The 25,463-nt window shown below is 44.4% G+C and carries 21 protein-coding genes and 1 pseudogene; 11 read left to right on the plus strand and 11 right to left on the minus strand.

Translation table 11 applies throughout. The features are described 5' to 3' along the window. Positions 1 to 224: 224 nt before the first annotated feature. On the plus strand, positions 225 to 974 hold the full coding sequence (locus BJP34_RS19275; RefSeq protein ID WP_229423935.1) for an RNA polymerase sigma factor: 750 nt from the start codon (positions 225 to 227) through the stop codon (positions 972 to 974). Next, complete coding sequence (locus tag BJP34_RS47660; protein WP_070393738.1) at positions 944 to 1,789, plus strand: hypothetical protein; 846 nt, start codon at positions 944 to 946, stop codon at positions 1,787 to 1,789. Before BJP34_RS19275 ends, BJP34_RS47660 begins: the two co-directional genes overlap by 31 nt. A gap of 1,155 nt (positions 1,790 to 2,944) precedes the next feature. On the opposite strand, the pseudogene BJP34_RS19285 reads toward BJP34_RS47660, so the two are convergent. Further along, a pseudogene (locus BJP34_RS19285) lies at positions 2,945 to 3,520 on the minus strand (Uma2 family endonuclease). Next, a complete protein-coding gene (locus BJP34_RS43755; protein ID WP_158517315.1) occupies positions 3,444 to 3,632 on the minus strand; it encodes a hypothetical protein in 189 nt (62 codons plus the stop codon). The pseudogene BJP34_RS19285 and the gene BJP34_RS43755 overlap by 77 nt, the downstream one beginning before the upstream one ends. 625 nt (positions 3,633 to 4,257) lie before the next feature. On the opposite strand from BJP34_RS43755, the gene BJP34_RS19290 reads away from it, so the two are divergent. After that, positions 4,258 to 4,458, plus strand: coding sequence for a hypothetical protein (locus tag BJP34_RS19290; RefSeq protein ID WP_070393739.1), 201 nt, complete (start codon positions 4,258 to 4,260; stop codon positions 4,456 to 4,458). Positions 4,459 to 4,807: 349 nt separating this feature from the next. Here BJP34_RS19290 and BJP34_RS19295 read toward each other — a convergent pair whose 3' ends face one another. Both BJP34_RS19295 and BJP34_RS19300 read right to left on the minus strand, forming a co-directional pair. Continuing rightward, positions 4,808 to 5,779 carry a homogentisate phytyltransferase gene (locus BJP34_RS19295; protein WP_070393740.1) on the minus strand — a complete coding sequence of 324 codons (972 nt, stop codon included), beginning with the start codon at positions 5,777 to 5,779 and terminating at the stop codon, positions 4,808 to 4,810. A 202-nt stretch (positions 5,780 to 5,981) separates the two neighbouring features. After that, positions 5,982 to 7,349 carry an NAD(P)/FAD-dependent oxidoreductase gene (locus BJP34_RS19300; RefSeq protein WP_149031060.1) on the minus strand — a complete coding sequence of 456 codons (1,368 nt, stop codon included), beginning with the start codon at positions 7,347 to 7,349 and terminating at the stop codon, positions 5,982 to 5,984. Positions 7,350 to 7,806: 457 nt separating this feature from the next. Between BJP34_RS19300 and BJP34_RS19305 the strand changes: the two genes are divergently transcribed. From BJP34_RS19305 to BJP34_RS19320, 4 genes are all read left to right on the plus strand, one after another. Further along, the gene (locus tag BJP34_RS19305; RefSeq protein WP_070393741.1) at positions 7,807 to 9,309 is read left to right on the plus strand and encodes a glycosyltransferase; all 1,503 of its coding nucleotides are present in this window, start codon (positions 7,807 to 7,809) and stop codon (positions 9,307 to 9,309) included. Between the two features lie 275 nt (positions 9,310 to 9,584). Continuing rightward, positions 9,585 to 11,501: a bromoperoxidase gene (locus BJP34_RS19310; RefSeq protein ID WP_070393742.1), complete on the plus strand. Its 1,917-nt coding sequence runs from the start codon at positions 9,585 to 9,587 to the stop codon at positions 11,499 to 11,501. A gap of 67 nt (positions 11,502 to 11,568) precedes the next feature. Continuing rightward, on the plus strand, positions 11,569 to 11,754 hold the full coding sequence (locus BJP34_RS19315) for a hypothetical protein (protein ID WP_070393743.1): 186 nt from the start codon (positions 11,569 to 11,571) through the stop codon (positions 11,752 to 11,754). Positions 11,755 to 11,927: 173 nt separating this feature from the next. After that, the gene (locus BJP34_RS19320; RefSeq protein WP_070393744.1) at positions 11,928 to 12,986 is read left to right on the plus strand and encodes a GDSL-type esterase/lipase family protein; all 1,059 of its coding nucleotides are present in this window, start codon (positions 11,928 to 11,930) and stop codon (positions 12,984 to 12,986) included. Here the strand turns inward: BJP34_RS19320 and BJP34_RS19325 are convergent. Further along, a complete protein-coding gene (locus BJP34_RS19325) occupies positions 12,975 to 13,178 on the minus strand; it encodes a hypothetical protein (protein WP_324610942.1) in 204 nt (67 codons plus the stop codon). The two genes, BJP34_RS19320 and BJP34_RS19325, sit on opposite strands and share 12 nt — an antisense overlap. Positions 13,179 to 13,653: 475 nt before the next feature. Between BJP34_RS19325 and BJP34_RS19330 the strand changes: the two genes are divergently transcribed. Further along, the gene (locus BJP34_RS19330; protein WP_070393745.1) at positions 13,654 to 14,538 is read left to right on the plus strand and encodes a GNAT family N-acetyltransferase; all 885 of its coding nucleotides are present in this window, start codon (positions 13,654 to 13,656) and stop codon (positions 14,536 to 14,538) included. On the opposite strand, the gene BJP34_RS19335 is transcribed toward BJP34_RS19330, so the two are convergent. Genes BJP34_RS19335 through BJP34_RS19345 form a run of 3 tightly spaced genes read right to left on the minus strand, consistent with a single transcriptional unit; the run spans position 14,535 to position 16,386 of the window. After that, positions 14,535 to 15,530, minus strand: coding sequence for a Gfo/Idh/MocA family protein (locus tag BJP34_RS19335; protein WP_070393746.1), 996 nt, complete (start codon positions 15,528 to 15,530; stop codon positions 14,535 to 14,537). The genes BJP34_RS19330 and BJP34_RS19335 overlap by 4 nt on opposite strands. 49 nt (positions 15,531 to 15,579) lie before the next feature. Further along, positions 15,580 to 15,768, minus strand: a complete 189-nt coding sequence (locus BJP34_RS40240; RefSeq protein ID WP_070393747.1) for a hypothetical protein — start codon at positions 15,766 to 15,768, stop codon at positions 15,580 to 15,582. A gap of 36 nt (positions 15,769 to 15,804) precedes the next feature. Beyond that, entirely contained in the window at positions 15,805 to 16,386 is a 582-nt protein-coding gene (locus BJP34_RS19345; RefSeq protein WP_070393748.1) for a DUF1997 domain-containing protein, read from the minus strand. 339 nt (positions 16,387 to 16,725) lie between these two features. Here BJP34_RS19345 and BJP34_RS43760 point away from each other — a divergent pair, with 339 nt between their 5' ends. The 3 genes from BJP34_RS43760 to BJP34_RS50085 all read left to right on the plus strand — a co-directional run bounded on the left by BJP34_RS43760 (position 16,726) and on the right by BJP34_RS50085 (position 18,965). Then, positions 16,726 to 16,887 (plus strand): hypothetical protein, encoded by a 162-nt coding sequence (locus BJP34_RS43760; protein ID WP_158517316.1) that lies wholly within the window; start codon positions 16,726 to 16,728, stop codon positions 16,885 to 16,887. Positions 16,888 to 17,164: 277 nt separating this feature from the next. Further along, complete coding sequence (gene iscB, locus BJP34_RS19350) at positions 17,165 to 18,463, plus strand: RNA-guided endonuclease IscB (RefSeq protein WP_070393749.1); 1,299 nt, start codon at positions 17,165 to 17,167, stop codon at positions 18,461 to 18,463. A gap of 205 nt (positions 18,464 to 18,668) precedes the next feature. Then, on the plus strand, positions 18,669 to 18,965 hold the full coding sequence (locus BJP34_RS50085; protein ID WP_070393750.1) for a hypothetical protein: 297 nt from the start codon (positions 18,669 to 18,671) through the stop codon (positions 18,963 to 18,965). Positions 18,966 to 19,571: 606 nt separating this feature from the next. On the opposite strand, the gene BJP34_RS19365 is transcribed toward BJP34_RS50085, so the two are convergent. The 3 genes from BJP34_RS19365 to BJP34_RS19375 all read right to left on the minus strand — a co-directional run bounded on the left by BJP34_RS19365 (position 19,572) and on the right by BJP34_RS19375 (position 24,689). Next, complete coding sequence (locus BJP34_RS19365; RefSeq protein WP_070393752.1) at positions 19,572 to 19,907, minus strand: hypothetical protein; 336 nt, start codon at positions 19,905 to 19,907, stop codon at positions 19,572 to 19,574. A 149-nt stretch (positions 19,908 to 20,056) separates the two neighbouring features. Next, positions 20,057 to 24,091: a DNA polymerase III subunit alpha gene (gene dnaE / locus BJP34_RS43765; RefSeq protein ID WP_158517317.1), complete on the minus strand. Its 4,035-nt coding sequence runs from the start codon at positions 24,089 to 24,091 to the stop codon at positions 20,057 to 20,059. Positions 24,092 to 24,197: 106 nt separating this feature from the next. Beyond that, entirely contained in the window at positions 24,198 to 24,689 is a 492-nt protein-coding gene (locus tag BJP34_RS19375; protein ID WP_070393753.1) for a Crp/Fnr family transcriptional regulator, read from the minus strand. Positions 24,690 to 25,463: the final 774 nt, after the last annotated feature.

Here is a 25,463-nt window from a genome sequence, read left to right on the forward strand (position 1 = left end):
TACAAAAATCCTAACTCAAGAGATGACTGGACTTGAGGGCTTAAGTTGACTAAGGTCACTTGTTTAACTTGGCTGAATAGGCCACACTGGTCTTCGGTGCATCTCAGTTGTGCAAAAACACTAGGCTCGAATACTGAAAGCCCTATTATCTCGTTAGTTGAGTGATCGATTTACAAAATATGGGAGCTAGCCAAATGAACTTTGGTGTTTCTACAGGTGCGCTTATGCAGCCAACAAACCAAGGTTTTCATGGCCAATGGAGGGAAAATGCAGAAAAGCAATCTACCCCTGCTTGGGTGGAGCCCCTCCTGGAAAAACTGTCTACTGGAGACCGCACTGCCTTTTGGCCACTCTGGGAACAGTATCAAGACTATCTTTACCATCGCTGCTGCAGCTGGATGGGGGGTAATCGGTCTCAAGCTCAAGATGCTCTTTCTGAGATTATGCTCAAGGCTTGGGAAAAATTGCCCAAATTTGCCGCAAAGATTACCAATCTCAAAGGATGGCTGACTAAATTTGCCCATAACTTCTGTATAGACTGCCATCGAGAAAACAACTCTGGAGCAATAGGAGTAGAAAACCTGGAAGCGATCGCAGTGGCAGAGGGGAATGGCTTGGTTACTGAATTTGATACCCCAGGACAAATTCTAGAAAAGAGGGAACTATTACAAGTAATCCGTAGTGCTCTAGAGGATTTGCCCGAGAATCAGCGCGAGGTATGTCTCTTGCACTTTGAGCAGGAGTTGTCTTACCAAGAGATAGCTCAACGACTAGATATTTCCAACAATACCGTTCGTAAACGTATCCAACGAGCCAGGCAAAAACTGCAGCAGCCGTTGCACACGTATCTGGCCGGGTTAGATCAGAACGCTTACGGGGATATCGCCCTTCTTGATGCAGTCGCTCATGGGGGGAACCCCCAAGACCGCACCGGTAGTCGCTCATGGGGGGAACCCCCAAGACCGCACCGGTAGTCGCTGCATCGCTTTTGCAGGAGATTAGGAGAGTATCCGAGCAGCAGAGTAGGGAAGACAAAGACAGAGAAAGCGATGTCACTCCCCCTGACAAAGAGATGGAACAAGGAGAATTGGAGACAACTGAGCAGTCGGAGTCTTTAAGGGAAATGGGGAGATCGGGAGATGGGGAGATTGTTAGTAACGGTAATTATTCCGGCGTTGCTGAATTGAAGTATGAATGCGCGATCCTCTGGTTTTGGGAAAGCCCCCTAAATCCCCCAACTTTGCGGTGCGACCCAAGGGCGATTTACTCGCCCATTGGAAAGCGCACCGGAAGGGACTTTGAAAGTCTTGTTCCCCCCAAAATTGGGGGGCTAGGGGGGCTCAATCATACCCACAATCAGCAACACCATTATCCTGACATCAAATTAGAGACAACAGCAGAGGAGATAACGTCACTGGTAGAGCCAGAATCTGTTGTACCAAAGGTAATCTCTATTAAAAAAGCTCCCAATCCCCCATCAACTAAGTTCAGCGATAGCAATCCTTGCCCGATGGATTGGGTAAAACCGCGATCGCTCAAAGCAATAGCAATTTCTCCACCATCCCTAAGGAATCGGAGCCAAGAGGTATCAATATGGCAGGATCTGTCTCAGTTGCCAATCCTTAGTGTTGCGAGAATTTTGTCGGAGTGGAGTACTTTCACCAAGAAAGCAGAGCCAAGCAGCAACCAGAAATTATATACAGGAGATAGAGGGCCACCAGGGTATTCATTTCTTCGCACTGTATACCTCCTTTATTGCCTCAATACCTGGAGATTATTGAGGCAATAAAGGAGGCTGGTGTGTTTTTTCATGACCAGCTAGCTTTGTCATGCAAAAAATGAAAGGGCGTTGCTGATTTTGGGTATGGTTTTGCCCCCCTAGCCCCCCAACTTTGGGGGGAATAAGACGTTCAAAGTCCCCCGAGGGAGGGATTGCTCGCTCGGGGGACCAACGGGGGCTTTAATAAAACCAGATGATCACACATTCATTCCTTGATTCAGCAACGCCTGATAGCTGATAGCTGATAGCTGATAGCTAATAGCTTCAATACCATAAAACAGCGCATTTAACGAAAAAAAATTAGTTGTCACAAACAATCAAAATTTTCGTTATAGAAGCAGAAAGGTGAATAACTGGAGCATGGTAACCCATCACCCTCCTGTCACTTTTCCCCAACTATGACCGAATAACCGATCAAGTTGGTGTCCCGCAAGAAAAAGTTGTGGAATAGGAAAGAGTCAGAAGGAACCCTATTATCTAATAGGATTTCCAAACAAACCCACCAACTTCAACTTGCATAAAATAGCAACAATAAACAGGACGCATCTTAAAATGACTACAATCAGTAGTATGCTCAGGAAAGTGTTAAGTATCGCTGTAGTAGCACTGACACTAATCGTCAGCTTCGCAGTTCATCCCGGAGAAGCACTTGCCGGGAATTGCTGCGCAGGTGACGTAACCTATCTGACCGCCGAGGGACCGCAGTGCCGAGTTGAATTGGCTCCTGGAGAGTATTTGAGTACTGTCATTCTTACAAACGAGTCAAATGATCGGGCCATAGTTTATAGCACATACTATTCAGGACCGACTTCGATAGGCCCTGGAAACGTTAGTAGTTATCCCTTGATTGATGATGATCTATGGACATTGTCCCAAGGATCCGGACCAGTCTCATTTCAATGCAAGTAATAACCATTATATCCCGGACAAGGTGGTAATCAATTATTTCAGCTAATTTTTTCCTGAAATAACCAAACCCTTAGAAATTGATTATCTAAGGTATCGCCGCTCAATAGGTTACAACTCTTAACCACTCCAAGCTATCTGTAAGCCTTCGAGTGATGAGGTAATAACCTAAACAATCAAAGCCCCGGGAGATTCTACTAATGTAGCTCTGGTCGGGGTATTTTTCTATTTTAAATAGACAACACTTTCAGCCATTGATTACCAAAAACCATCGAGACTGAGAACAAAATTAGGCAAAATTGCTTCTCCCAATAATTTATTAGGCTGCTCTAATACTACTTTAGGTTTCCCACACTGATAAATCTCCACTTGCTTGGCTAATCGGTTGAATAACCAACCCAATTTAACCCCATTATCTAAGTATTCCTGCATTTTTAGTTGAGCTGGTTTCAAGTTGTCCGTGGGAGACATTAATTCAATCACAAAATCTGGTGCTAGGGGTGGGAATTTTTACCGTTGTGCCAGTGTTAGAGCCTCCCATCTTTCCCGTTTAACCCACGCTACATCGGGTGAACGCTCAGCGCCGTTAGGTAAATGAAATCCGGTGGATGAATCAAACACTATTCCCAGTTGAGATTGTTCATTCCAGATTCCTAAACGAATTAGAAGATTAGCATTTCTTGCTCCTGTTTCTCCACCAGTTGGAGCCATAATAACTAAATCTCCTTGTACGGTTCGCTCTAGTTTCCAGTCAGGATTAGCACAACACAGGTCGTAAAACTGTTGGGATGTTAGTCTGGCATTTTCTGGCATCCTCAGGATTGATTGTGTCATGAGCAAAGGGAACAGGGAATAGGGAACAGGGAACAGGCAAGAGGGAGGCAAGAGGCAAGAGGCAAGAGGAACCCACCCCTAACCCCTCCCAGGAGGGGAAGGCAAGAGGCAAGAGGCAAGAGGCAAGAGTAAATGTGGCGTAGGGTGCGTTAGGGACGGGCTCAGCTTCATTTTACGCCTCTTCGTGGCTGGTTGGTAGAGCCCGTCCCGTAACGCACCACTCAGGGGCTTACTCTTATTTTACTCATATCTTGCAGCAAGTTTAAAATTCACCTGTCAAGCTAGGGAATAGGAAACAGCGAACAGGAAACAGTTATAATATTTTACTATTTTACTACTTAAATTGATTGTGATTACTGCCGTTATTTAGTTTTTTATACTGGTGCAATATCTCTCTTTTAGGAGCGAATTATTCTGGTGCATCTCAATGCATGCTGTTTGACACGGTGGTGCGTTACGGGGCGGGCTATCCAAAGCCTGGCTACGAGGCCGAAAATGAGGCCCCCCTAAGGCACCCTACGCAACTTTTTTACAAATATGAGATTCACAAATTCTTATAGCATTATCGTAAAAATTAATAGTTAAAAACTAAGCGTTAGCGTAGCATACATTTCAGGATATCGCTGTTTTTTATTAATCCTAAAAATTCCCAAACAAACTTTTAAAAAACCCTTGACAATTAAATTTATAATCATTACAATAATCATTACTAACACAATGAGTTCAATTGTTAAATTATGCGACAAGGATTTACTCAAAACTTCAAAAAACAACCTGCTCAGCACACTCTGAAAGGGTCTCGGGAAGCAGTAATCTATAGTATGCAAACCATGTATGCACTGGGCTATGCGGAGATTTGCGAATGGACACCTCTGGAGCCGACTGAGGTTCCAGGCGAAGTGATGACTACACTAACCAAGTATTGGCTGTTGCCATAACACCTTAAATTTCTGGGGGGTTTCCCCCCAGTCAAAGGTTAGGTTTGGTAACTGAGTGACATAGGAATGCAGCGCACCTAACAACAATTTCAACGGACTTATTGTGGAGTTGAAATAGCCGTGGATAGTATTTCCACGGCTATTTTTTTGTAAGTCTTGAGCTATCAGCTATCAGCGGTCAGTAATCAGCTATCAGCTATCAGCTTATACTTCACAGGCTAGAAGCCTGTGCCACACTATAACTTTTACTACTTCCCCTTGATTAGCTGACGGCTGACGGCTGACGGCTGACGGCTGACGGCTGACGGCTGAATGCTTACGCGCTGTTGATTCGATTAATTGATAAACCCTATAGTCTAAAAAGACAAGCTGCTGGGAAAATTAAATATTCCAGGAAAAACAGTTTCCAGATAAACTGATAAAAACTAGCGATCGCATTTTTATCCTCCAAGTCTACCTGGTAAGAGCGCCACCACATTACTGCTAATGCCACCAGATGGGTCCCTACCAAGAAGAGGATATTTACTGAACCCAGGAGCAACACACTAGCTAGCACCATGGCGAGATAGCAAGCAGTAATTACTCCCCGTGCTATATTAAATACCGCCAATTTACCGAGGCGGATGGTAAAGGTAGTGATATTGAAACGCTTATCCCCATCGATATCTGGGACATCTTTGAATATTGCGATCGCAACGGAAAAGACTAAGATAAACCAGGTCAATGCCCACACTGCTGCAGTGGGCATCATCACTTGTCCCTGTTGCAATGCCCAGCTAAAGTGTAAAAACAGACCTAAATTAACGATTGCTCCCCGTACTGAAAAAATACATAGCGCTGCCCAAAAGGGAAACCGCTTCAGCCGGATCGGTGGCAAGGAATAGCATGTACCAATTGCCAAACCAATACTGACCATCAACAACAACCAAGGTCCCAATAACCAAGCCAACAGTAGCGCTAGGATACCAGTTACCGCCACAATCCCCTGACCTAGTTGCAGAGAAAACTCCCCTGCAGCAACTGGCAGATGGGGTTTATTAATCCGGTCAATCTCCACATCGTGCAATTGATTTAGTCCTACGATATAGACATTGCCGCACAAACAAGCAATCCAAGCTCCCAGCAGTTGACCGAACCCTTGCCAAGTCCAACCACTGTTAGTCATGGACACGGCAATCACATAGAGGGCAAAAACACTTAAACTCGTCCCAATAATCGTATGGGGACGAGAAAATTTCCAGAAACTGTACAGCCAAGCGGCTGGTTGCTGCAATAGATTAATCGAGGAAGGAGTAGATGCTTTAGACGAAATCTGACTCATGGATTAGGTTAATAGTATTAGGGATTAGGGCTTAGAGTAATAGTTAATGGTTTCAGTACTTATATCATCTCAGGATAATTACCCTTAATGAAAATCTCCCTCGGTGCGCTTTCCGTAGGCGAATTAAATTCGCCACGGGTCGCACCGCTCCCCATCTCCCCATCTCCCCACTCTCCCCACCCTATTCCTAATCCCTAATGCCCTACACCTGTACCGGCGTCCGATAATCTCTTCTCTCCTCGAAATTCCCTGCTGGTTCTTCCTCAAGGTTGGTAATTAAACGAACCCCGCGCTTAAAGGTAAGGTAATGCCATGCCCACTGAATCATTACCAGCAACTTATTATCAAACTCAATCAGGAAGAAGATGTGGATAAAAATCCAGGCCAGCCAAGCGGGGAAACCAGAGAACTTAACAAACCCCAAATCCACTACTGCGGCATTGCGTCCAATCACGGCTAAATTGCCATAATCCTGGTAATGGAAATCCGGTACTGTCTCCTCCTTGAGGCGCTTCTGAATCAGAGTAGAGACATACTTGCCTTGTTGCATCGCCACTGGCGCAACTCCTGGTAGGGGTTTACCAGTTTGATGAGAGAAATTCGCCAAATCACCAATCACAAAAATATCCGGATGTCCGGCCAAGCTCATATCCGGTTGTACTATCACCCGTCCAGCCCGGTCTAACTCCGCACCAGTAGCCTCTGACAGCGCCTTGCCCATGGCAGACGCTTTCATTCCTGCTGCCCACAGAACAGTTTTGGCGTTAATTTCCTCTACCTGCTCCCCTCGACGCATGGTAACTATATCGTTATCAATATTAGTAACTAGGGTCTTTGTCTGTACTGTTACTCCTAACCGTTCCAGAGACTTTTGGGCTTTTACTGATAACTCGGGTGGGTAAGGAGGCAAAATCCGATCCATCCCTTCCAACAGTAAAATCCTGGCTTCGGAAGTATCAATGTCGCGGAAGTCATCTTTTAAGGTGTCGTAAGCTAATTCTGCCATGGCCCCGGCTAATTCCACTCCAGTTGGTCCGCCTCCTACCAACACAAAGGTCAACCAAGCGCGACGTTTGTCGGGGTCAGTTTCTTTTTCTGCGGCTTCAAAGGCAGAATAAATGCGACGTCTAATGTCTAGGGCATCTTCAATGGTTTTCAAACCAGGAGCGTCTTTTGCCCATTGATCATTACCGAAGTAGTGGTGGCTAACGCCAGTGGCCACGATCAGGGAGTCGTAAGATATTTCTTTGTCTGCTAGTTGAACGGTTTTCTGGTTCGGGTCAAGACCAATTACTTTCCCCATCAGCACTTGAGTATTTTTCTGGTGACTCAGGATTGCCCGCAGGGGTGAGGAAATATCACCTGCTGATAAGCCCCCGGTAGCAACTTGGTAGAGTAGGGGCTGGAACAAATGAAAGTTGCGTTTATCGATTAGAGTTACTTTCACTGGTGCCTTTCTCAGAGCCTGAGCAGCATAGAGTCCACCAAATCCACCACCAATAATGACCACATGGTGAGGAGTAGTGGTCTTTGCTTCACTAACCATAGAACTAACCATAGAACTAACCATAGAATCTCTTACCTCTCCTGAATTTATTTACCAGGACTTACGCGGTTAACTTGATTTCGCCCCCCTAGCCCCCCAATTTTGGGGGGAAATTGAGTTAAAGTCCCCCAGAATTGGGGGATTTAGGGGGCAAATGCGTAAGTCCTATTTACTATTGATTACGAATAACTCCCCTGGCTTAACCGTAGACCTTTTGCAAAAGTCAATTAGCAGGTAACTATCGTAGTTATCACGCTGTTGTTGGCTATTTATGCAAGAGGTCTCGTCTTTCCCGATGCTTCTTAATATAACTTAACATTAAAAACTATTAAATGTGTCGTGAAAACCACCCAATTTAAGAATATAATTATAAGTTTAATTTTGACTTAACATAAGATCCCCAAAACAAGCTCAACCTGGATTGTCAATCCTAGGAATTGTCAGGGTTTGGTAACAGTTTGTTTTTATTCGAGTCACTGTGATGCACATTGGATTTCTCAACCCTCAAGGTAATTTTGACCATAAAAGTAGCTACATTAGCGAACATCCCGATTTCGGTGGTCAATTGGTTTATGTCAAGCAAGTCGGGGAAGCGATCGCAAAACAAGGTCACCAGGTAGATATTCTCACCCGTCAAATCATTGATCCGGATTGGCCAGAATTTGCCGAGACATTTGATGGCTATGGGAGTGTAGACAACCTCCGGATTATCCGATTGCCAGCCGGACCACAAAAGTTCCTGCGCAAAGAATTGTTGTGGCCCTATCTCGTCCAAGACTGGGTCCCAAACATCCTGGAATTTTATCGAGAGGAAGGTAAGTTCCCCGATATCATGACTACCCACTACAGTGATGGGGGAGTGTGTGGGGTGCTGATTGAGCAACAGACAGGGATACCTTTTACTTTCACAGGTCATTCCCTGGGGGCTCAAAAAATGGATAAACTCCAAGTCACTCCTGAGAATCTGGCTGAAATTGATCACTATTACAATTTCCGATACCGAATCCTAGCGGAACGGTTGAGCATGAACCACTCAGCCCTCAATATTACTAATACGGCACAAGAGCGGTTCCAACAGTACACTCATCATGCTTATCGTGGAGCAGTCGATATAGACGATGATCATCGATTTGCCGTGATTGCACCAGGAGTAAATAGCTCTGTATTTGGTTCCGATGCGATCGCTCATAATGAAGAAGCGACTTATCAACTGATTGAAGAGCGATTGCGCCGGGACATCAGTGAATCACGGCGCAATCTACCGGCTATCTTGGCATCCAGCCGTTTAGATCCCAAGAAAAACCTCCTAGGTTTAGTGCAAGCATTTGCTGACGATGTGATCATCCAAGAGAAAGCCAATGTGGTGCTGATTACTGGTGGATTGGATAACCCTTTGCAGGAAAAAGCCCACGATGAACAGACCGAAAAACTAGTAATAGGTCCAATCCGGGAAATAGTACGAGAAAAAAATTTGTGGGGTAAAATTAGCGCTTTCTCAGTACCCGATCAACCAGCATTAGCAGCCTCCTATCGGTATTTTGCTCAGCGTGGTTCCGTGTTTACTCTTACCTCTTTGTTTGAACCCTTTGGTCTTGCTCCTTTAGAAGCAGCAGCAGCTGGATTACCGATAGTGGTAACAAAAAATAGTGGTGTTGGTGAAAGTCTAAAAGTAGGAGATGAAGACTATGGGATGTTAGTTGATCCCAACAATCCAGCAGATATTGCTAGAGGCATCAGGGAAATACTTTGTGATCAACAACTGTGGCAAAATTTACAGAAACGTTGTCAGCAGTATGTGTTGGACTATTACACCTGGGATAGCACCGCTTTAAACTACTTGAGCCGAATCAAACAGATTATTTCTGAACCATCAGCAAATCCTGGTGTTGAATTACTTCCGATACATTCCTATTTCCGTGCTCCACAGCCAGAGAATGATATTTCTTTGGAAGAATTGAGCGACTGGTATTTTGTTAAAGATTAGTTGTAGGACTTTTAGTAAAACTTTCAAGTCTCTAAAATCTCGAACTATAAAATTATCTCGACAGAGGTTTATTTTAAGCTGCTCGCCTAGGGTGATCCTGTGGCTGAAGGTTGAAAGCTGACGGCTGACAGCTGACGGCTAAATGCTTACAAACCAACCCATTTTTTTTTGTGAAAAAAGTACCCTTGTGGGTACTGTCAGAGTCATAAATTACTTTTTACATTTGAATAGACATCTTAAAAACATATCAAAATTATTTTTTCTAAGGAGTTCCCATGGCAAATCGTTCAGAGAAGTCTTTTGACGTTCGCCTCGACGCTGCAAAACTAGCTAGAAGTCGTGACTATCCTACCCATAAAGCCAATGGGGATGAACAGCGACATGCTGATGATCAGTATTTTATGTCCTTTACCAAAGGCCTACCTCACAACCCTGATACAGGGCTATTAGAAGATCCACAGGATTTTGTGGAGTTTCGCCGTGCAGTGGACGATGGCTTTATTGATCCCTTCTCTGATCGAGTACGTCATGGTGCCAAATTTGAGGTAGTATTTACAGGTCAAGACTACACTATTAAACCTGAAACTAACCCTGATCTGCTTGAGCAATTTAGACAATGGCAAGCACCAACTGCAGGGGTTGTCTTTGAGCTAAACGGACCCGATCCACAAGCAGTTACCATGCCTCCGGCACCACCGTTAATCGATGCTAGCGGTAAGGCTAACCCAGAGCTAATTTTTGAGATAGCAGAGATCTACGAATTAGCCATACTGCGGGATCAGCCCCTTAATGACTTTGAGAAGAGAGGAGCGAATAGCAAAATCGAGAGTTCAATCAATCGTCTCAATGCTCTTGACTATATTCGCAACCAAACTGGACGACCTCGTAAGGTGAATGGCAGAGGCAGGCTTGATGAGCAAACCGTATTCCGAGGCTCTTCTCCAGGAGTGGAAGTCGGTCCGTATCTCTCTCAGTTTCTACTGATGGGTAATGTTGATCTCAATGGTGGTGGCAACGTTGCAGAAGGGAAAATTACCTATGGTGCTTTGCAAATTGATCAAAAGGTTCCCATTGCAAGACCTAACCTAGATTACATGACCAACATGGAAGACTATGTCTTGGTTCAGCGTGGGATTAAGCAAGACAGAGAAAGCTATGTTTTAGAGAATGATAAAAACCCTAAGCTACCCGATCGTCCAGCTCGTCGGTTTATCTCTACTCCCCGAGATTTAGCCACCTATGTTCATTACGACGCTCTTTATGAACCGTATCTCAACGCTTGCATCATTCTCCTGGGGATGCAAACACCCTTCGATCCCGCTTTTGATCATCTTTCTGGGGGTGGTGTAGCAGCAGGTAATCCAGCAACCCGTCGCAATGCTGGTGGTTTTGCCCTCTATGGCGGTCCACACATCTTAACTTTGGTTACTGAAGTAGCGACACGAGCACTTAAAGCTGTCCGCTTCCAGAAGTTCAATAACCATATTCGCCTGCGACCAGAGGCATTGGCAGCCCGGATTGAACTATTACGGCGATTTCAAGAGCTACCTAATCAAGCTAAAGCTAGTGTACCCAGAGCATTACTCAAGTACATTAGAAGGTTTCAACGTGAACTAGAAAGTAACGGTACTCTCAACTTCATTTTGGAACTAGCCAATCAAAATGGCTCTGGCTCACAGAATTATCTACTACCAATGGCATTTCCTGAAGGGTCTCCCATGCACCCTGCCTATGGTGCAGGACATGCCGCTGTTGCTGGGGCATGTGTGACCATGCTTAAGGCATTCTTTGATACCAGTGCAGTTTTAGTAGAAACACCAGTCAAAAACCCAAAACCTCGACAAGCAAGGACACAGATCAGATTCAAACGCTTTAGTCCCAAAGATCAGGCTATTGTGTTCCGTGCCCCTGATCCATCTGCCTACACGAAAGGTGAGGCAACACTTGTTTCAGAGCGATCCAGGGATTTTCTGACTCTGGAGGGTGAGTTGAACAAACTGGCTGCCAATATTTCTATTGGTCGCAATATGGCTGGCGTTCACTACTTTACTGACTACTATGATAGTGTGCGCATGGGTGAAGAAATTGCCATCGGTATGTTAGAAGAACAAGCATTGACCTATTCCACTGATCCCTTTGTGCTGTCACTGCCAACCTTTGATGGAGATGTGATTCGGATCGGTGCCCGTTGAGCTATCCCTTCCTTAATTATGGGATTCAGTTGAATACCCATAATTAAGGAGATGGGGAGATAGGGAGATGGGGAGATGGGGAGATGGGGAGATGGGGGAGATTTTGATTAAGGCGTTGCTGAATAATGGAATGATTTTAAGAGTGAGGTGGAATGGGCATCTTGCGTGGAAGCGATGCAGAGGTGCGACCCGTGGCGAATTTAATTCGCCTACGGAAAAAGCACCATTACGGTCTTGGGGGAAACCCCCATGAGCGACTGCATCAAGACACTGGCATCTTGCCAGTTTCATGCTTATTTCCGGGCGGGCAGGATGCCCACTCTACTCATATTCATACTTCAATTCAGCAACACCGTGCTTTAAAGTTGTCCGGATTTCCTCCATTGCTTGATGTGAAAAGAATATAGAGAGGAAAGTGGGCACATTATGAGCAATTTATATCTGTTAACAACAAGTCTACTCACTGGAGGAGCAATGTCTGCTCCACCACCACCACCCCTACCTGCCAATCCCTCAGATAGCCTCTCAAGCCTTTTAGTGTCAACAGCTAAGAAAGCATTGCAGGCTGGGGTGAGTCACAAGATTGTCCCTACCCTAGAAACCACTGCAAAAACTTCCTCTCCTGAATTTAGTAGTCAATGGCAGAAACGTAGCGCTGCTAAATTATTAAAGTATCAGCAACTAAAGTATCAGCAACGTTTACCCAACTATCGACCTGCTACTCCTTCACCAAAGTCGGGAACGGAACTGTATTACCAACGATTAGCTGCCCTCAGAGCTGGCAAACTTTATACTCGCTTACCTGCTCATAGTTTTTCATCGTTTTGGGCAAAGGGATTAAATCATAAAGGAGTCCCTCTCACAAAACCTACCTATCAGCAATGGAAACAACTCTTGGCACAGGAAGCCAGAGCTGTTGCCTACGGACAGGGTAACAATCGTCTGTCTATGGTAGTGGGAGATTCCCTAAGTTTGTGGTTACCGGCACAGGGATTACCTAAGTATCAACTTTGGCTCAATCAAGGCATTTCTGGTGAGAATACCAGTCAAATTTTGAGTCGATTATCGGCATTTTCCCAGACTCGTCCTGATACAATTTATGTGATGGCAGGTATCAATGATTTGCGTCAGGGCAAAACCGATCAAGTTATTCTCAACAACCTGCGCCAGATTACTCGTCAATTGCGGCAAAATCACCCACAAGCTCAACTGATTATCCAATCGATTTTACCGACACGAGCTACTGCTATTTCTAATCAGCGCATTCGTAATCTTAATCAAGAAATTGCTCAGATTGCTCAACAAGAAGGAGCAGCCTATCTCAATCTTCACAAGTTGTTTACTGATACTAAAGGTCAGATGCAGCACAACTTGACAACCGATGGCATCCATTTAACGCCTCTTGGGTATCAGGTTTGGCAAGAGGCGCTACAGTATACAGAATCCTTGATTGCTGCAAATCGAGCTCGTGCTTTATCGCTCTGAACGGGATTGTCGGGAAACCAGTTTTTCAAAATTAGCTTGGGTTTGCTGCAATAGTTGCTCTCGACTATCTGCTGCTTTAGTGAGGTTAGGAACTAATTTGCGGGCGTGGAGTGCCATGTGAAACTGAAGCTCGGCGACATAATCGCTAATGCCTTCACAAGCATGATCATTGTGGGGTTGAGTAGAATGCAAATCCAAAGTGTCCTCCTTGTCTAACTTAACTATTAGGTAGTCCGAGAGCGGGAAAGCTGCGTGTCCCATCAGCCCATAGGAACCCTGACTCGATGTATGTTACAGAACATATCATGGTATGCCAAGGGCATATCTGATTTTGTAATGAAGTTTAAAATATTTGTTACGATTTATATAGTTTAGGTAATTTATACAAGATTGAGTTAAATTTTATGGTAAGTGACACACTCTAAAATAAATAGACGCTGGTTGACTGACAAAACTAAGTACCTGGACATAAATAAACCAAACTGTGTTAACTTTTGTAAACCAGCCAAAAGTCCCTCTGTTCCCTGTTCCGGTGATCCGCTGTTCCCTATCTTGACAGTTAAACCTAATTTTGTCCGACTACCTAATCAACAGTGTAGTGCTAGGTTTGTATTTTCAATTCCTATCGCGCAAAGTTGCGAACGGAACACTTAAAAGGTTTTTCATCATGGACAAAGTATTTGAACAAACCTCTTCAGTGATACTGCGTGGGGGACGGCCCGAGGACGCACTCCCCTGTGGCACCATTCTGTATCAAGCGTTCCGTGCCATTGCAGAACAGCACGGCTTGGTACCGGACTTTCCTTCTGCGGAGTTTGGGGCGGATATGTTGACCGAAATTTTAGCGAACCCGGCGGTTTATTCCGTCGTGGCCGAAGCTGAGGATGGGCGCGTCATTGGCAGCAACTTTTTGTGGGAAGGGGATACTATCGCCGGTATCGGTCCGACTACGGTAGACCCCGCCGCACAAAATCGGTCGGTTGGTCGCCGCCTGATGGAACATGTTTTACAACGAGCACAAGAAAAACGGTGCCCCGGTGTGCGGCTGCTTCAAGCCGCATATAACACCTGCTCCCTGTCCCTGTATACAAAACTGGGCTTCAATGTGCGTGAGCTACTGGCGAACCTTCAAGGACAGCCACTCGGCTTGACCATACCAGGCCGCACCGTTCGTCCGGCCACTGAGGCCGACCTTGCTGCGTGTAATCAACTCTGTGATCGCATTCATGGTCATGACCGGGCGTGGGAACTGAAGGAATATGTCGCTCGGGGCATGGCAACCCTTGTCGAGTGTGATGGGCGCATATCCGGCTACGCCACCGAAATTGGCTTCTTCGGGCACGCTGTTGGCGAGAATAATGAGGACTTAAAAGCGCTGATCGCGGCAGCTCCAGCGTTCGGTGGGTCGGGCTTTTATGTTCCAATTAGTAACGCCGACCTATTGCGTTGGTGTTTGAACCATGGCTTGCGTCTGATCCAGACCGAAACCTTGATGAGCCTTGGCCTGTATAACGAACCAGCAGGGGCCTTTCTACCATCCGCCCTTTATTAATAGCGGCTTAAAGCGATGGCATTACCTGTGGCTGCGGACTGACGTAATGCATCTGCAACCTTGAGAGTATAGCCACTAGCTACGGTCGTTACATACAGGGGTGTTCCTTTAACTAGATGGTCAATTACCATAGCGGTATCTTTAAGAAACAAACCCCGTCGCCCTGCTACTTCAATTGGTTTGCTTTCCTCTGCCTTAATCAGATTACCTTGGTCTCCCTCAAACAGCAGTGTGCCTTGGTCTCCATGGACTTCAAAATTCCGTAACCTCTGCCAGAACATTTCCCCTTTACCATAGGTAATATCTGCGATTAGACCACTAGTAAAGCGCAGTTGGGCATTACATAGACAGGCAGTAAAGTACTGATCACCAGCATCCCAAAACTGGGATTGACAATACACAGAAGCGACCTCACCAAACAAGTCTGTAAAGCGGTGAATGCGAGAAAGAGCACCAATGAAGGGAAAGCCAAATAGTTCCAGATTGAATGTCCAGCCCCGAGGTGCAGGGTGTTTCGGGGCAATAGTTACGTAACGGGCATAAACCGGTTGACCAATTTTGGGCAAAGATTGGCGCAAGGCTTGATGCAAGCCCCCTAAAAGCTCAATATGTTCTACATGGAGGAGCTTGCCCTTAGCGTTGGCAAGGGTAATCAGGGATTCGGCATCTTTGGGATCCAGGGAAAGGGGATATTCAGTGACAACATGTTTGCCAGCATTAAGGGCAGCACGGGCAATTGTGCCATGATCCCGATTAATCGTGCTAATAAATACTAGATCAAGCTCCGGGTGTTCTACCAATTGCTGCCAAGAATCCACCACTGTAGTGCCGTGGGTTTCAGCAAACTCTTGGGTTTTGGCAGGGGTATGACCACAGACCGCCAGTAAATGCGATCGCGAATCCGCTTGCAATGTCTGCGCTCGGAGCTTAGCCGCAAACCCAGTACCAACAATACCAGCTTTAATTGGGAGATCAGTAATAGTTTTTGTCACAAGGAAATATCAAGGATTAAGGGTTAAGGGTGATTGTGAACATACTCCCTTAAGGAAAGGCAAGAGGCAAGAGGTAATAGGTAATAGGTAATAGGTAATAGGTTGGAATTAGGCAAAAATTCGCCCGAAAATTCCCACACTTACCATACTTCCCATACTTCCCACACTCCCCATCTCCCCATCTCCCCATCTCCCCATCTCCCCATCTCCCCATCTCCCCATCTTCCCATCTCCCCATCTTTCCACCCTGACCACTCCGACAGCGATTGCTAGATCAAGTCGCGGGAGCTCCTGGTGGTTGGTGCTGGGTATATATATTTGTTTGGGTGCCGTTGTTAGCCCATTGACGATAATCCAATAACAGCTGCTTCATCAAGGTTTGCTTAATCCTGAGCAAAACGCTTTTGAGCAAACCATTGCCAGTGGTTTCTAAGATTGGCTTGGGAGTAAGGGAAAAAGGTAAGGGCACATCAACCTTGACAGTTAAATCCGCTCTGCCGGTGAGCTTAGTCACTCCGTGATCTTCCCAAGGATGCAGTTTTCCGGTTAATTGCAGTGCAAAGCGTTGATTGATGTAGTCCAATCCTATAATTTCACAACCGACAGACCTCAGATGAACAGTAGCGTCAGATTCTGCCCACACTTCTAGATCTACCGTGGGCTGAAATGTCAAGGACATAAAGTGTAATGGATTCATTTTCAGGCGAAAACGCTTCTGAGTCAGTTGTTGGATGCGATTCAGGTCTGCGATCGCATAAACTATCCGTTCAGGCTGACGCAAGTAGTGCTGAATCGGCACAGATTCCTGTGGCACAGTCATTTCCACACACTGGGAAGCAAAAAACTGGGTGGTCATAGAGGAAAAAACACTCAATCGATGTATGCCTTTACTTAATATTACTTTACAATTCTTTAGTTTTGGTATTATGTTTTTCATTTTACCGGAGCATGTTACCCCAGAGAGTACTTTTTTTAATTTTCTAGAGATTTTTCTATAGATTTCTAAAGGGTCGCCAAATTGGCGATAAATCTAAGCTGAAATGGGATCTAATTATTGATGTAAGGATCGGTAGCGTAAACGATATATAGCGGTTTTTAGCCTAATGAGGTACACAGAATTTTTTCCCTCTTCCCTCGACTTTACTGCTCCCTACTCCCTGCTCCATTCATAGCATTAGGACTCAATCTTACAAGTTTGAAACAAGAGCAGGAGCGTTTAAAGTCTGAAGGATCCTTTTTTTCTCCTTTCACCATTCCCTCAACGCTTACTGGTACTATGAAAGGTGGAGATGATAACGATACCCTCAACGGTGGGGATGATAATGATCTAATTGATGGGAAAAATGGCAGTCAGTAATCTCGGAGTCGATCAAACCCCACGTTTGAAAACGGGGGCTTGAAAAACTCATAGCTGACCCGCCTCAGCCCTTGCGCTTTGGCACACGCTACGCGAACGACTTCGCTCAGGGCTACGTTTAAATCGCCATCACACCCTTGGATACGCAGCCAGTCCTCTGCTCTGTGGCTCAAGGTTAAACAGTTGTATCGAGATTAAGACAGTGCTTTGAGCGTCAAAAACGATTTAAACATTGGCTAGGCTAACTTAACCCTAGAAATAGGAGAAAAACACCATTATGCGTGTTTTTGTACTCGACAAAAACCTTAAACCATTAGACCCTTGCCGCCCTGCTAGAGCTAGATTACTGCTTAAGCAAGGTAGAGCAAAAGTTTATCGTAAGTATCCGTTTACTATCATCATTTTAGATTTAGAGGAGGAAAACTGTGTTACTCACAAACATCAATTAAAGATTGACCCTGGAGCCAAAACGACGGGATTTGCAATCCTTTCGCCGCAGGGGACGCTACGGGAACAAAATAACGTTGTTATTTGGGGTGCTGAACTCACTCACCGAGGCTTTAAAATCCGAGATGCTTTAACCTCAAGACGGCAGTTAAGACGCGGTAGACGAAACCGTAAAACCCGTTATAGAAAATCTAGGTTTCTTAACCGAAGCCGCCCCGATGGTTGGTTGCCACCGAGTCTCATGCATCGGGTTCTCACCACAATCACTTGGGTTAAAAAGCTGATCAGACTTTGTCCTATATCAGGCCTTTCTCAAGAGCTAGTCCGGTTCGATATGCAGAAGATAGAGAACCCGGAAATCAAGGGTTATGAGTATCAACAAGGGGAATTGCAGGGTTATGAGGTGAGAGAGTATCTGTTAGAAAAATGGGGTAGAAAATGCGGATATTGTGGTGCAAGTGATACCCCGTTAGAAGTCGAGCATATCACGCCTAAATCAAAAGGCGGTTCTGACCGAGTTTCTAATTTAACAATAGCCTGTCACGACTGCAATCAAACTAAAGGCAATCAAGAAATTGAACAGTTTCTATCTGGGAAGCCAGAGGTGTTGAAACGAGTTCTATCTCAGGTTAAAAAGCCTTTAGCGGATGCCGCTGCGGTTAACTCTACCCGCTGTTCCTTGTACGAGGAACTGAAGTTAACAGAACTGCCTGTCGAAACTGGTTCAGGAGGATTGACCAAGTACAACCGTTGTCGGTTCAACTTACCTAAAACCCATTGGCTTGATGCCGCTTGTGTAGGCGTTGTAGACAGCCTTTATGTTGAAGTTAAAAAACCTTTACTGATTGCCGCTAAAGGTCACGGTACTCGTCAAAGTTGCAGAACAAATAAATACGGATTCCCCACTCGCCATTGTTCTAGAACCAAGATTCATAAGGGATTTCAAACGGGTGACATTGTTAAAGCAATTGTCACCAAAGGTAAGAAAATCGGGACTTATGTTGGACGGGTTGCAACTCGAAAAACTGGATCATTCAACATCTCGACTGTTAACGGACTCATTCAAGGAATTAGTCATAAATATTGCAGCACTGTACACCGGAAAGATGGATATTCATACAGCTTCTGATTCAAGGGATGCAGCGCGGTCTTGGGAAGGTCACGTCACCTGAACTTGCTAATGGTGCTTGAGATGACCGTGAGGCAGTGCGGTCTTGGGGGTTCCCTCCATGACCGCACTGCCGTGGTTTCCCCCACTCGCGCTTTGCATCAAGACAAGGAAGCAATGTCCACGCTGCTATTTGTCTAAGGGGAAAACTCCTCCCCATGCATAAATGACAGGGGTATCCGTTTTCCCCTTACCAACCCCATTGTACGATGATTTTATTGACGGTAAGGGAGGCAATGATGCGATCGCTGGTGGGCGTGGAGATGATACTCTAATTGGTGGTAGTGGCGATGATAGTCTTTACGGAGAATTGGCTAGTTTTCTCAACCCTAATAGTAATATTATCGCCATTGGAATTTCTGCTTCCCCTGTAACAGAAGGTAATAATTATCTAGATGGCGGAGATGGTGATGATATTCTTGGTGGTGGCAGTAACGATGTGATTTTAAGTATTAATAGTTAGTAGTTATCTAAGCATTCAGCTATCAGCCATCAGCTTTCTGTAATAGAGATTAAACGAATGCTTACCTATGTAGACTGTTCCCGTTTGCCTAGGGCGTGTCTTCAAACTCGGAGATCCCCCTAAATCCCCCTTAAAAAAGGGGGACTTTGAGTATGGCTCCCCCTTTTTTAAGGGGGGCTGGGGGGGATCATAATCTTGCGGAAAACTTTGAAAACACGCCCTAGGGTGCGCCGTTCCCGTAGCGTGCGCCAATGCGCAATGGGCATAAGCTGAATGCTTACATTCTTAGTAACAACTTCTTCCAACTAGATTATTCCCAACAAATGAGCTCTTGTTAGGAAGTTGAGAACCCCAAGAATCACCATCAAAATATTCGACTTTAGTTCTACCATTTAAAGTGTATTCAGCCAAGTTACCATCCCATGTCCAAGAAGAACCCAATTTACTTAAAGCGCTATTAGAAAGTTTGACTGTTGCTATTCGAGAACCGAATCCTGATAGACCAAACTTTTCTACAGCTACGAAAGTTCCTGAGCTATTTACTAACAAAAATGATGCTATTTCTTTTTCCTCATCCCAATCCCATCCGCGAATGCTATCACTATTTTAAATATTAATAGTCGCCAGTTTACGACCGAATTGTTCTGTATTTGGATTAAATTCCTCTACAATTACAACTGATTTACTACCATTGAATATAACGTAACTAGCTAGACGACCTTTATAACTCCAACCTCTAACTGAATTAGATTGGGAAATTGTCCTGCTACTTGCATCCCCTTGTATATTCCTATAACGAAGCTTGGCAGCCGAACCATTAAACTCAACAGTAGAACATGCCTGATTAGCAAAGGCAGGTTGAGAAGATAAAAGTGTGAGTAAGGATGTAGCCATCAACAAAAACTTGATATTCCATCCATTCTTAACTAATTTAAGTAGCATTTTTATCTCTTAATGTTTAGTTTGTGACATTTCTGGATAGATTATACTAAATCAGGGTTGGGTTGAGGTCAAGATGCTGTTGGCGAATTATTTCTTAATATCTGAAAGCGTTATTATGCGGTTATTACCTTAACAAAACTACATAAACATTAACTAGCTTGATCAATTAACCCTAAAGGTAACTCCTCTAACTGTTTCAACTCCAACCCTCCCTCAAATATCTCATCAATCCCCAGCATTTGACCATCAATGGTCATAAACTTATGATCGTTTGTAGCTCGAATCACTGAGCCATCGTCTAGAGTATATTCAAACACCTCTTGCTCTCCCCGGTTATGCCACTGAGCAATAGGTTGGGTATAAACATAGCCATTACTATCAACGCTATAAACAGTACATGGGATACCTTTTTCGACAATCTCACCAATGGGCATCGGCCCATACTCTACTGTTATAATCTCCGTATCATAGCTGAGACAATATTCGGCAAATTTAATCATTTGGTCAAATAACTCTTCAGCTATGTCTTGAGTCACGCCATTTTTGGTTGAACCATCGATAAAGATCTCCCGATGCTTCTGCATCTCAGCCACCTTCTTCTTACCCATGCAATTGTGAGCAATAAAGTCATTGGCAATAAAGTTATGAGTTTCAGCAATACTTAAATCAAAAACCTCCTCTTGGCCAAGATACTTCAGCTCAACAATCTCATCCCAGAAAATATCTGAGTCACCAATACCTTGGTGACGTAATAAACTCGGAGTCGCAACTGTTTTCGTTAATTCGTGTCCACTTTTAGCTGTTAGCTGTTCCCTGTTACCAACTTCTGAAACAAGTCTAATGATATTATCAGTTAGCTTACCTTTACTATTAGATAGTTCACGAGTATAGCGAATTGGTAATGTTTTCGATAAACCGATTGAACTTCCTATGGTAAACTCTTTCAGAGGCTTCCATCCTAGAGTGGTGTAGAAAAGATGATCATCCGTTGCGCGAATGTTGCGGTTAGTTTTGGTAGTAATCTCCCAAACATCACGAATCCCATTAGGATGAATTTCGATAATTGGTCGTTGGGTAATTTTTTGGGTCTTCAAATCAAGAGAAAAAACCTTTCGTCCCAACCAGTAACTAGATTTAGAAGCAATCTCCCTCAGGGAAACTAAACGACCGGTTGCTGGATCAACTATCTCAGTTGATCCACTCAAACACCGCCTCAGTAAATCCGCTTGACCTAGAGAATAACCGGCCAAATCCTGGGCCATCCGCATGATGCTTTCCTGAAAGCAGTTATGAACGACTACGCCATGAGCCAGAAAGTATGGGGAAGATTGTTCCTCCATTTGTAGATCAAAACACTCCTGTTGCCCACTCTCTTCCACAGCCGTAACATAAACTATCCGAACATCTTGCTGGTAGACTTGGTGATCAAATTCATCCCAGTATTCAACATTTGTCTTGTACCTTGTGTTGTACTCTAGGGTTTCTAAATTAAATGTAAACCTGTATGGTCTTTTTTGATTGGACAATAAAACTCCGGATCTGTTTCCCTTCCTGCTCCCCTCCTGGGAGGGGTTGGGGGTGGGTTGGGTTAGGGGTGGGTTACTTTTGCCTCTTGCCTCTTGCCTCTTGCCTTTTTCAGTTGCCTGTAGAGTTCCGTAGGGTGCGTTAGGGACGGGCTCGCCCTGATTTTCCGCCTCGTAGCCAGGTTTGGAACAGCCCGTCCCGTAACGCACCACCGGGTCATTACTGTTGCTGGCTCCGGGATATTTTTCATAAACTTGAGAACCCAAACTATCAGGATTCTTGACGACTGGGTTTACTGGTTTGAGCTCATAGGCAAATTTGTCTCCATCTGGTGTTAAAAAGCGATGGTTTTTACTGGAATAGATAACTGTACCACTAGATAACGTAATTTTCAGGATATCTTTAACACCACTGCACCATTGCTTAGCTACCTTTGCTGGCCAAACTTGTTTACCATCAGAAGTTAATACTAGGTCGCCAGATTTAATTTCCTCAATGGGCACATAAGAACCATCGGGCTGATCAATTAACGTACCTTTCGGTAAACATAGAATTCCATAAGTCTCCTGTAAAATAGGCTCTAATAGAGGATGTTGATACTCTACTTTTTCCTTACCATGTTTACGATTAATAAACTGAGGAATCAGACCAGCATCTAGAGGACCAGGGCGATAAAGAGCTAAAATTGAAGAAATATCTTCAATACTGTCAGGTTTCAGGTCTCGCACCACCTGACGCATTCCCGAAGATTCTAATTGGAATACTCCTTCTAACTGACCTTTTTCTAGGAGCTCGTAAGTTTTTTGAATATCTAGGGGTTTTTTATTCTGTTCACCCTTGTCTAAAATTTTCTTAGCTTTAATTTCATCTAGGGGAATCTGATCTAAATCGAGTTTAAGATTTTGAGTCTTTTCAACTAACTCTTTGGTTTTCTGAATAGTGGTTAAGTTCTTTAGTCCTAAAAAATCCATTTTCAGGAGTCCCAGAGCTTCCAGGTCTTCCATATAATACTGGGTAATCACTGCACCATCATTATTCAGCTGTAATGGCACAATTTCATCTAAGGGGTCTGCTGAAATAACCACGCCAGCAGCATGGACACCAAAGGTTTTATTGGTTCCTTCAATCCGAATCGCCATATCCACCCAGCGACGAACTTCCGGATCTTGATCGTAAGCGTCTTTAAACTCTGGTGTTGGTGTCTGATCAGAAATCATCACTGAGAGTTTGGCTGGCTTACCTCGCGCCACTGGAATCATCTTAGCCATACGATTAGAGTCTTGGTAAGAAATTCCTAACACTCTCGCTACATCTTTTAATACCGCTTTAGAGGTCATGCGGTTAAATGTAATAATCTGGGCTACTCGGTCTTCACCATAGAGATTAGTAACATATTTAATCACCTCATCCCGTCTTTCAATGCAGAAATCTGTGTCAATATCTGGCATTGATTTCCGCTCTGGATTGAGAAAGCGCTCGAACAGGAGCCCATGATGTACGGGGTCAATGTTGGTAATTTCTAGGACATAAGCCACTAGGGAACCTGCTGCTGAACCACGACCGGGACCAACGGGAATATCATTATCTCTGGCATATTTGATGTAGTCCCAAACCACTAAAAAGTAGGTAGAGAATCCCATCTGCTGGAGCATTTTTAACTCATACTCTAGCCGTGCTTTATACACTGGATCAATTTCACTACGAGAGCGACACTTTAGCCGCTTCATCAGTCCATTCCAGGTAATTTCTTCTAAATAGGTGTCAGGGGTATAATCCTTGGATACCTTGTAGTCTGGGATGCGAGGCTCCCCCATAATATTGTAGTGCTTGACTTTATCTGCCACTTCTAAGGTATTTGCGATCGCATCCTCTATCACCTGGGACGGTAAATGATCTCGAAACAGCCGTTTCATTTCCTCTGCTGACTTGAGATACTCCGTGCCACTATAGCGCATCCGTTTCTCTTCCGTAACCAGTTTAGCGGTTTGAATACACAGCAAAGCATCATGAGCTTCTACGTCATAGCAGGAGATAAAGTGGGAGTCATTAGTGGCAATAATTTTAATGCCTAATTCATTAGCGATTTTGACAATAGCAACATTAACCACTCGGTCTTCTACAGAGCCGTGGTCTTGAATCTCTAAATAGTAATCATCCCCAAAAACCTCTTGGTACCACTTAGCTACTTTACGGGCTTGATCTAAGTCACCTTTTAGGATAGCTTGGGGAACTTCACCCCCCAAACAAGCACTAGTAACAATTAACCCTTCGTGATATTGCTCCAGTAATTCTTTATTGATACAGGGACGAGCAAAAATTCCTTTACCTTGCATCCCTTTGAGGTTAGAAATAGTTGTTAATTTTACTAAATTTTTGTAACCTTTGGTATCTTTTGCTAAGACGACTTGATGATATTTTCGGTAACGCTTATTGACCTCAATATCCCCATTAATCACATACATTTCGTTACCGATTATCGGCTTAATGCCCTTTTTTAGGCAAACTTTAATCAGTTCAATAGCACCATACATCACACCATGATCTGTCAGTGCGATCGCAGGCATACCCAACTCAACAGCTCGATCCACCAGTGCTGGTAGCTGAGATGCTCCATCCAGTAGGCTATAATCACTGTGAATGTGTAGACCAACAAAAGACATAGTTACTATTAATTATAAACCGATGTTGCTGATTATTGTAATGATTAACGCACCTAGGAGCCAGGTCTAGTACCAAAAAAATAGTACCAAAAAACTAGGACTTATCTTAAGCACGGAAATCAGTTAAACGACTTCCAACCCTTCTCAAATCCGATGGTGGATTTTTCCCCTGATTAGTATTCAAATTGCTGTTAAGTTCCCGAATACGGCGGGACAACATACGAATAATTTTAATTGCAAATTCTGGTGTCTCATCAATGGCATCATAGAGTTGTAGCTGTGTCAACATCAAACAATGGCAAGGTTCGATTGTGGTCACAGAAGCGGAACGAGGTTCTGCATCAAACAAGGACATCTCCCCAAAGCACGCTCCTTGCTTGAACTGTGCCAAATTCCGCTCACCAATGTGAACTCTTACCAAACCTGAGACTACAATATAAAGTTCCCTACCCTCTTCCCCTTGAGCAAAGATGGTATGGTTAGAAGGAAAGTCTAGCTCGTCCATCACTGAGGCTAGTCGCATCAGAAAATCGTCCCGCAATTCGTGAAAAATAGGGACACCCCTGATAAAAATTAAACGATCAATGCTAGATAACATTGGTTAGTGGTTGGGTTAGCGGTTGGCTGCTAGCGAATAGCCGTCCTGTAGTAAAATACAAGTTTAACCCATACCGATAATTGTTTATAGTTAATGGCTGACTAGACCATGGAGTAGCATTAAGGGGTGGCATTAACATTCAAGCAATTTACTAGGGGACGTACAAGTCGTTCATCCCCGCGTTTTTAAACCGGGGATGAAGACTCACAGCGACTAAAGTCGCCTAGAAAAAAAATCTTTTAGCAAAAGGTTGACGATACCTTAGCGCCAGAGTATAATAGAAATATGGGTACAGGCTGAAAAACCGAGGCTGAGCCGGGAGAGAGACCCGTAACTTATTGACCTTAAAGTAGTAATGCCCGGAGGGTAGGGAAAGTCCTCCTTAAAAACCCAATCATCAATTAACAGTTGGTGTGTGAACCTAGAAGAACACATTTTGAGAAAAGAAAAAGTACGGTGGGGCACACCGAAACTTAGGGAAAATGGAAGCAACGGACTTTTTAAGGCACTTCCAAGGTAAAGTACCTTAACGCTATCGCGAGAACTGCCCTCTAGGTCTTTCGTGAATTGACTGGAAACTTGGTCTACGTACGGGTTGTTGGTTGAGTATTGTCCAATTTTTGGCGGCGTCAAGAAGAGGAACACGGAGGTTTACGGCGGTTCCTTGATCTAGGAATCCCCGCGCCTTTCGGGCTTTGCCCGACGCTACGCGAACAGGCCGGGGAGTGTCAATGTGGTAATTTCAGACGTAAGTATTCAGCGGTCAGCGGTCAG

This window comes from Moorena producens PAL-8-15-08-1 (genome assembly GCF_001767235.1).
In the GTDB taxonomy this organism is placed as follows: Bacteria; Cyanobacteriota; Cyanobacteriia; order Cyanobacteriales; family Coleofasciculaceae; genus Moorena; species Moorena producens_A.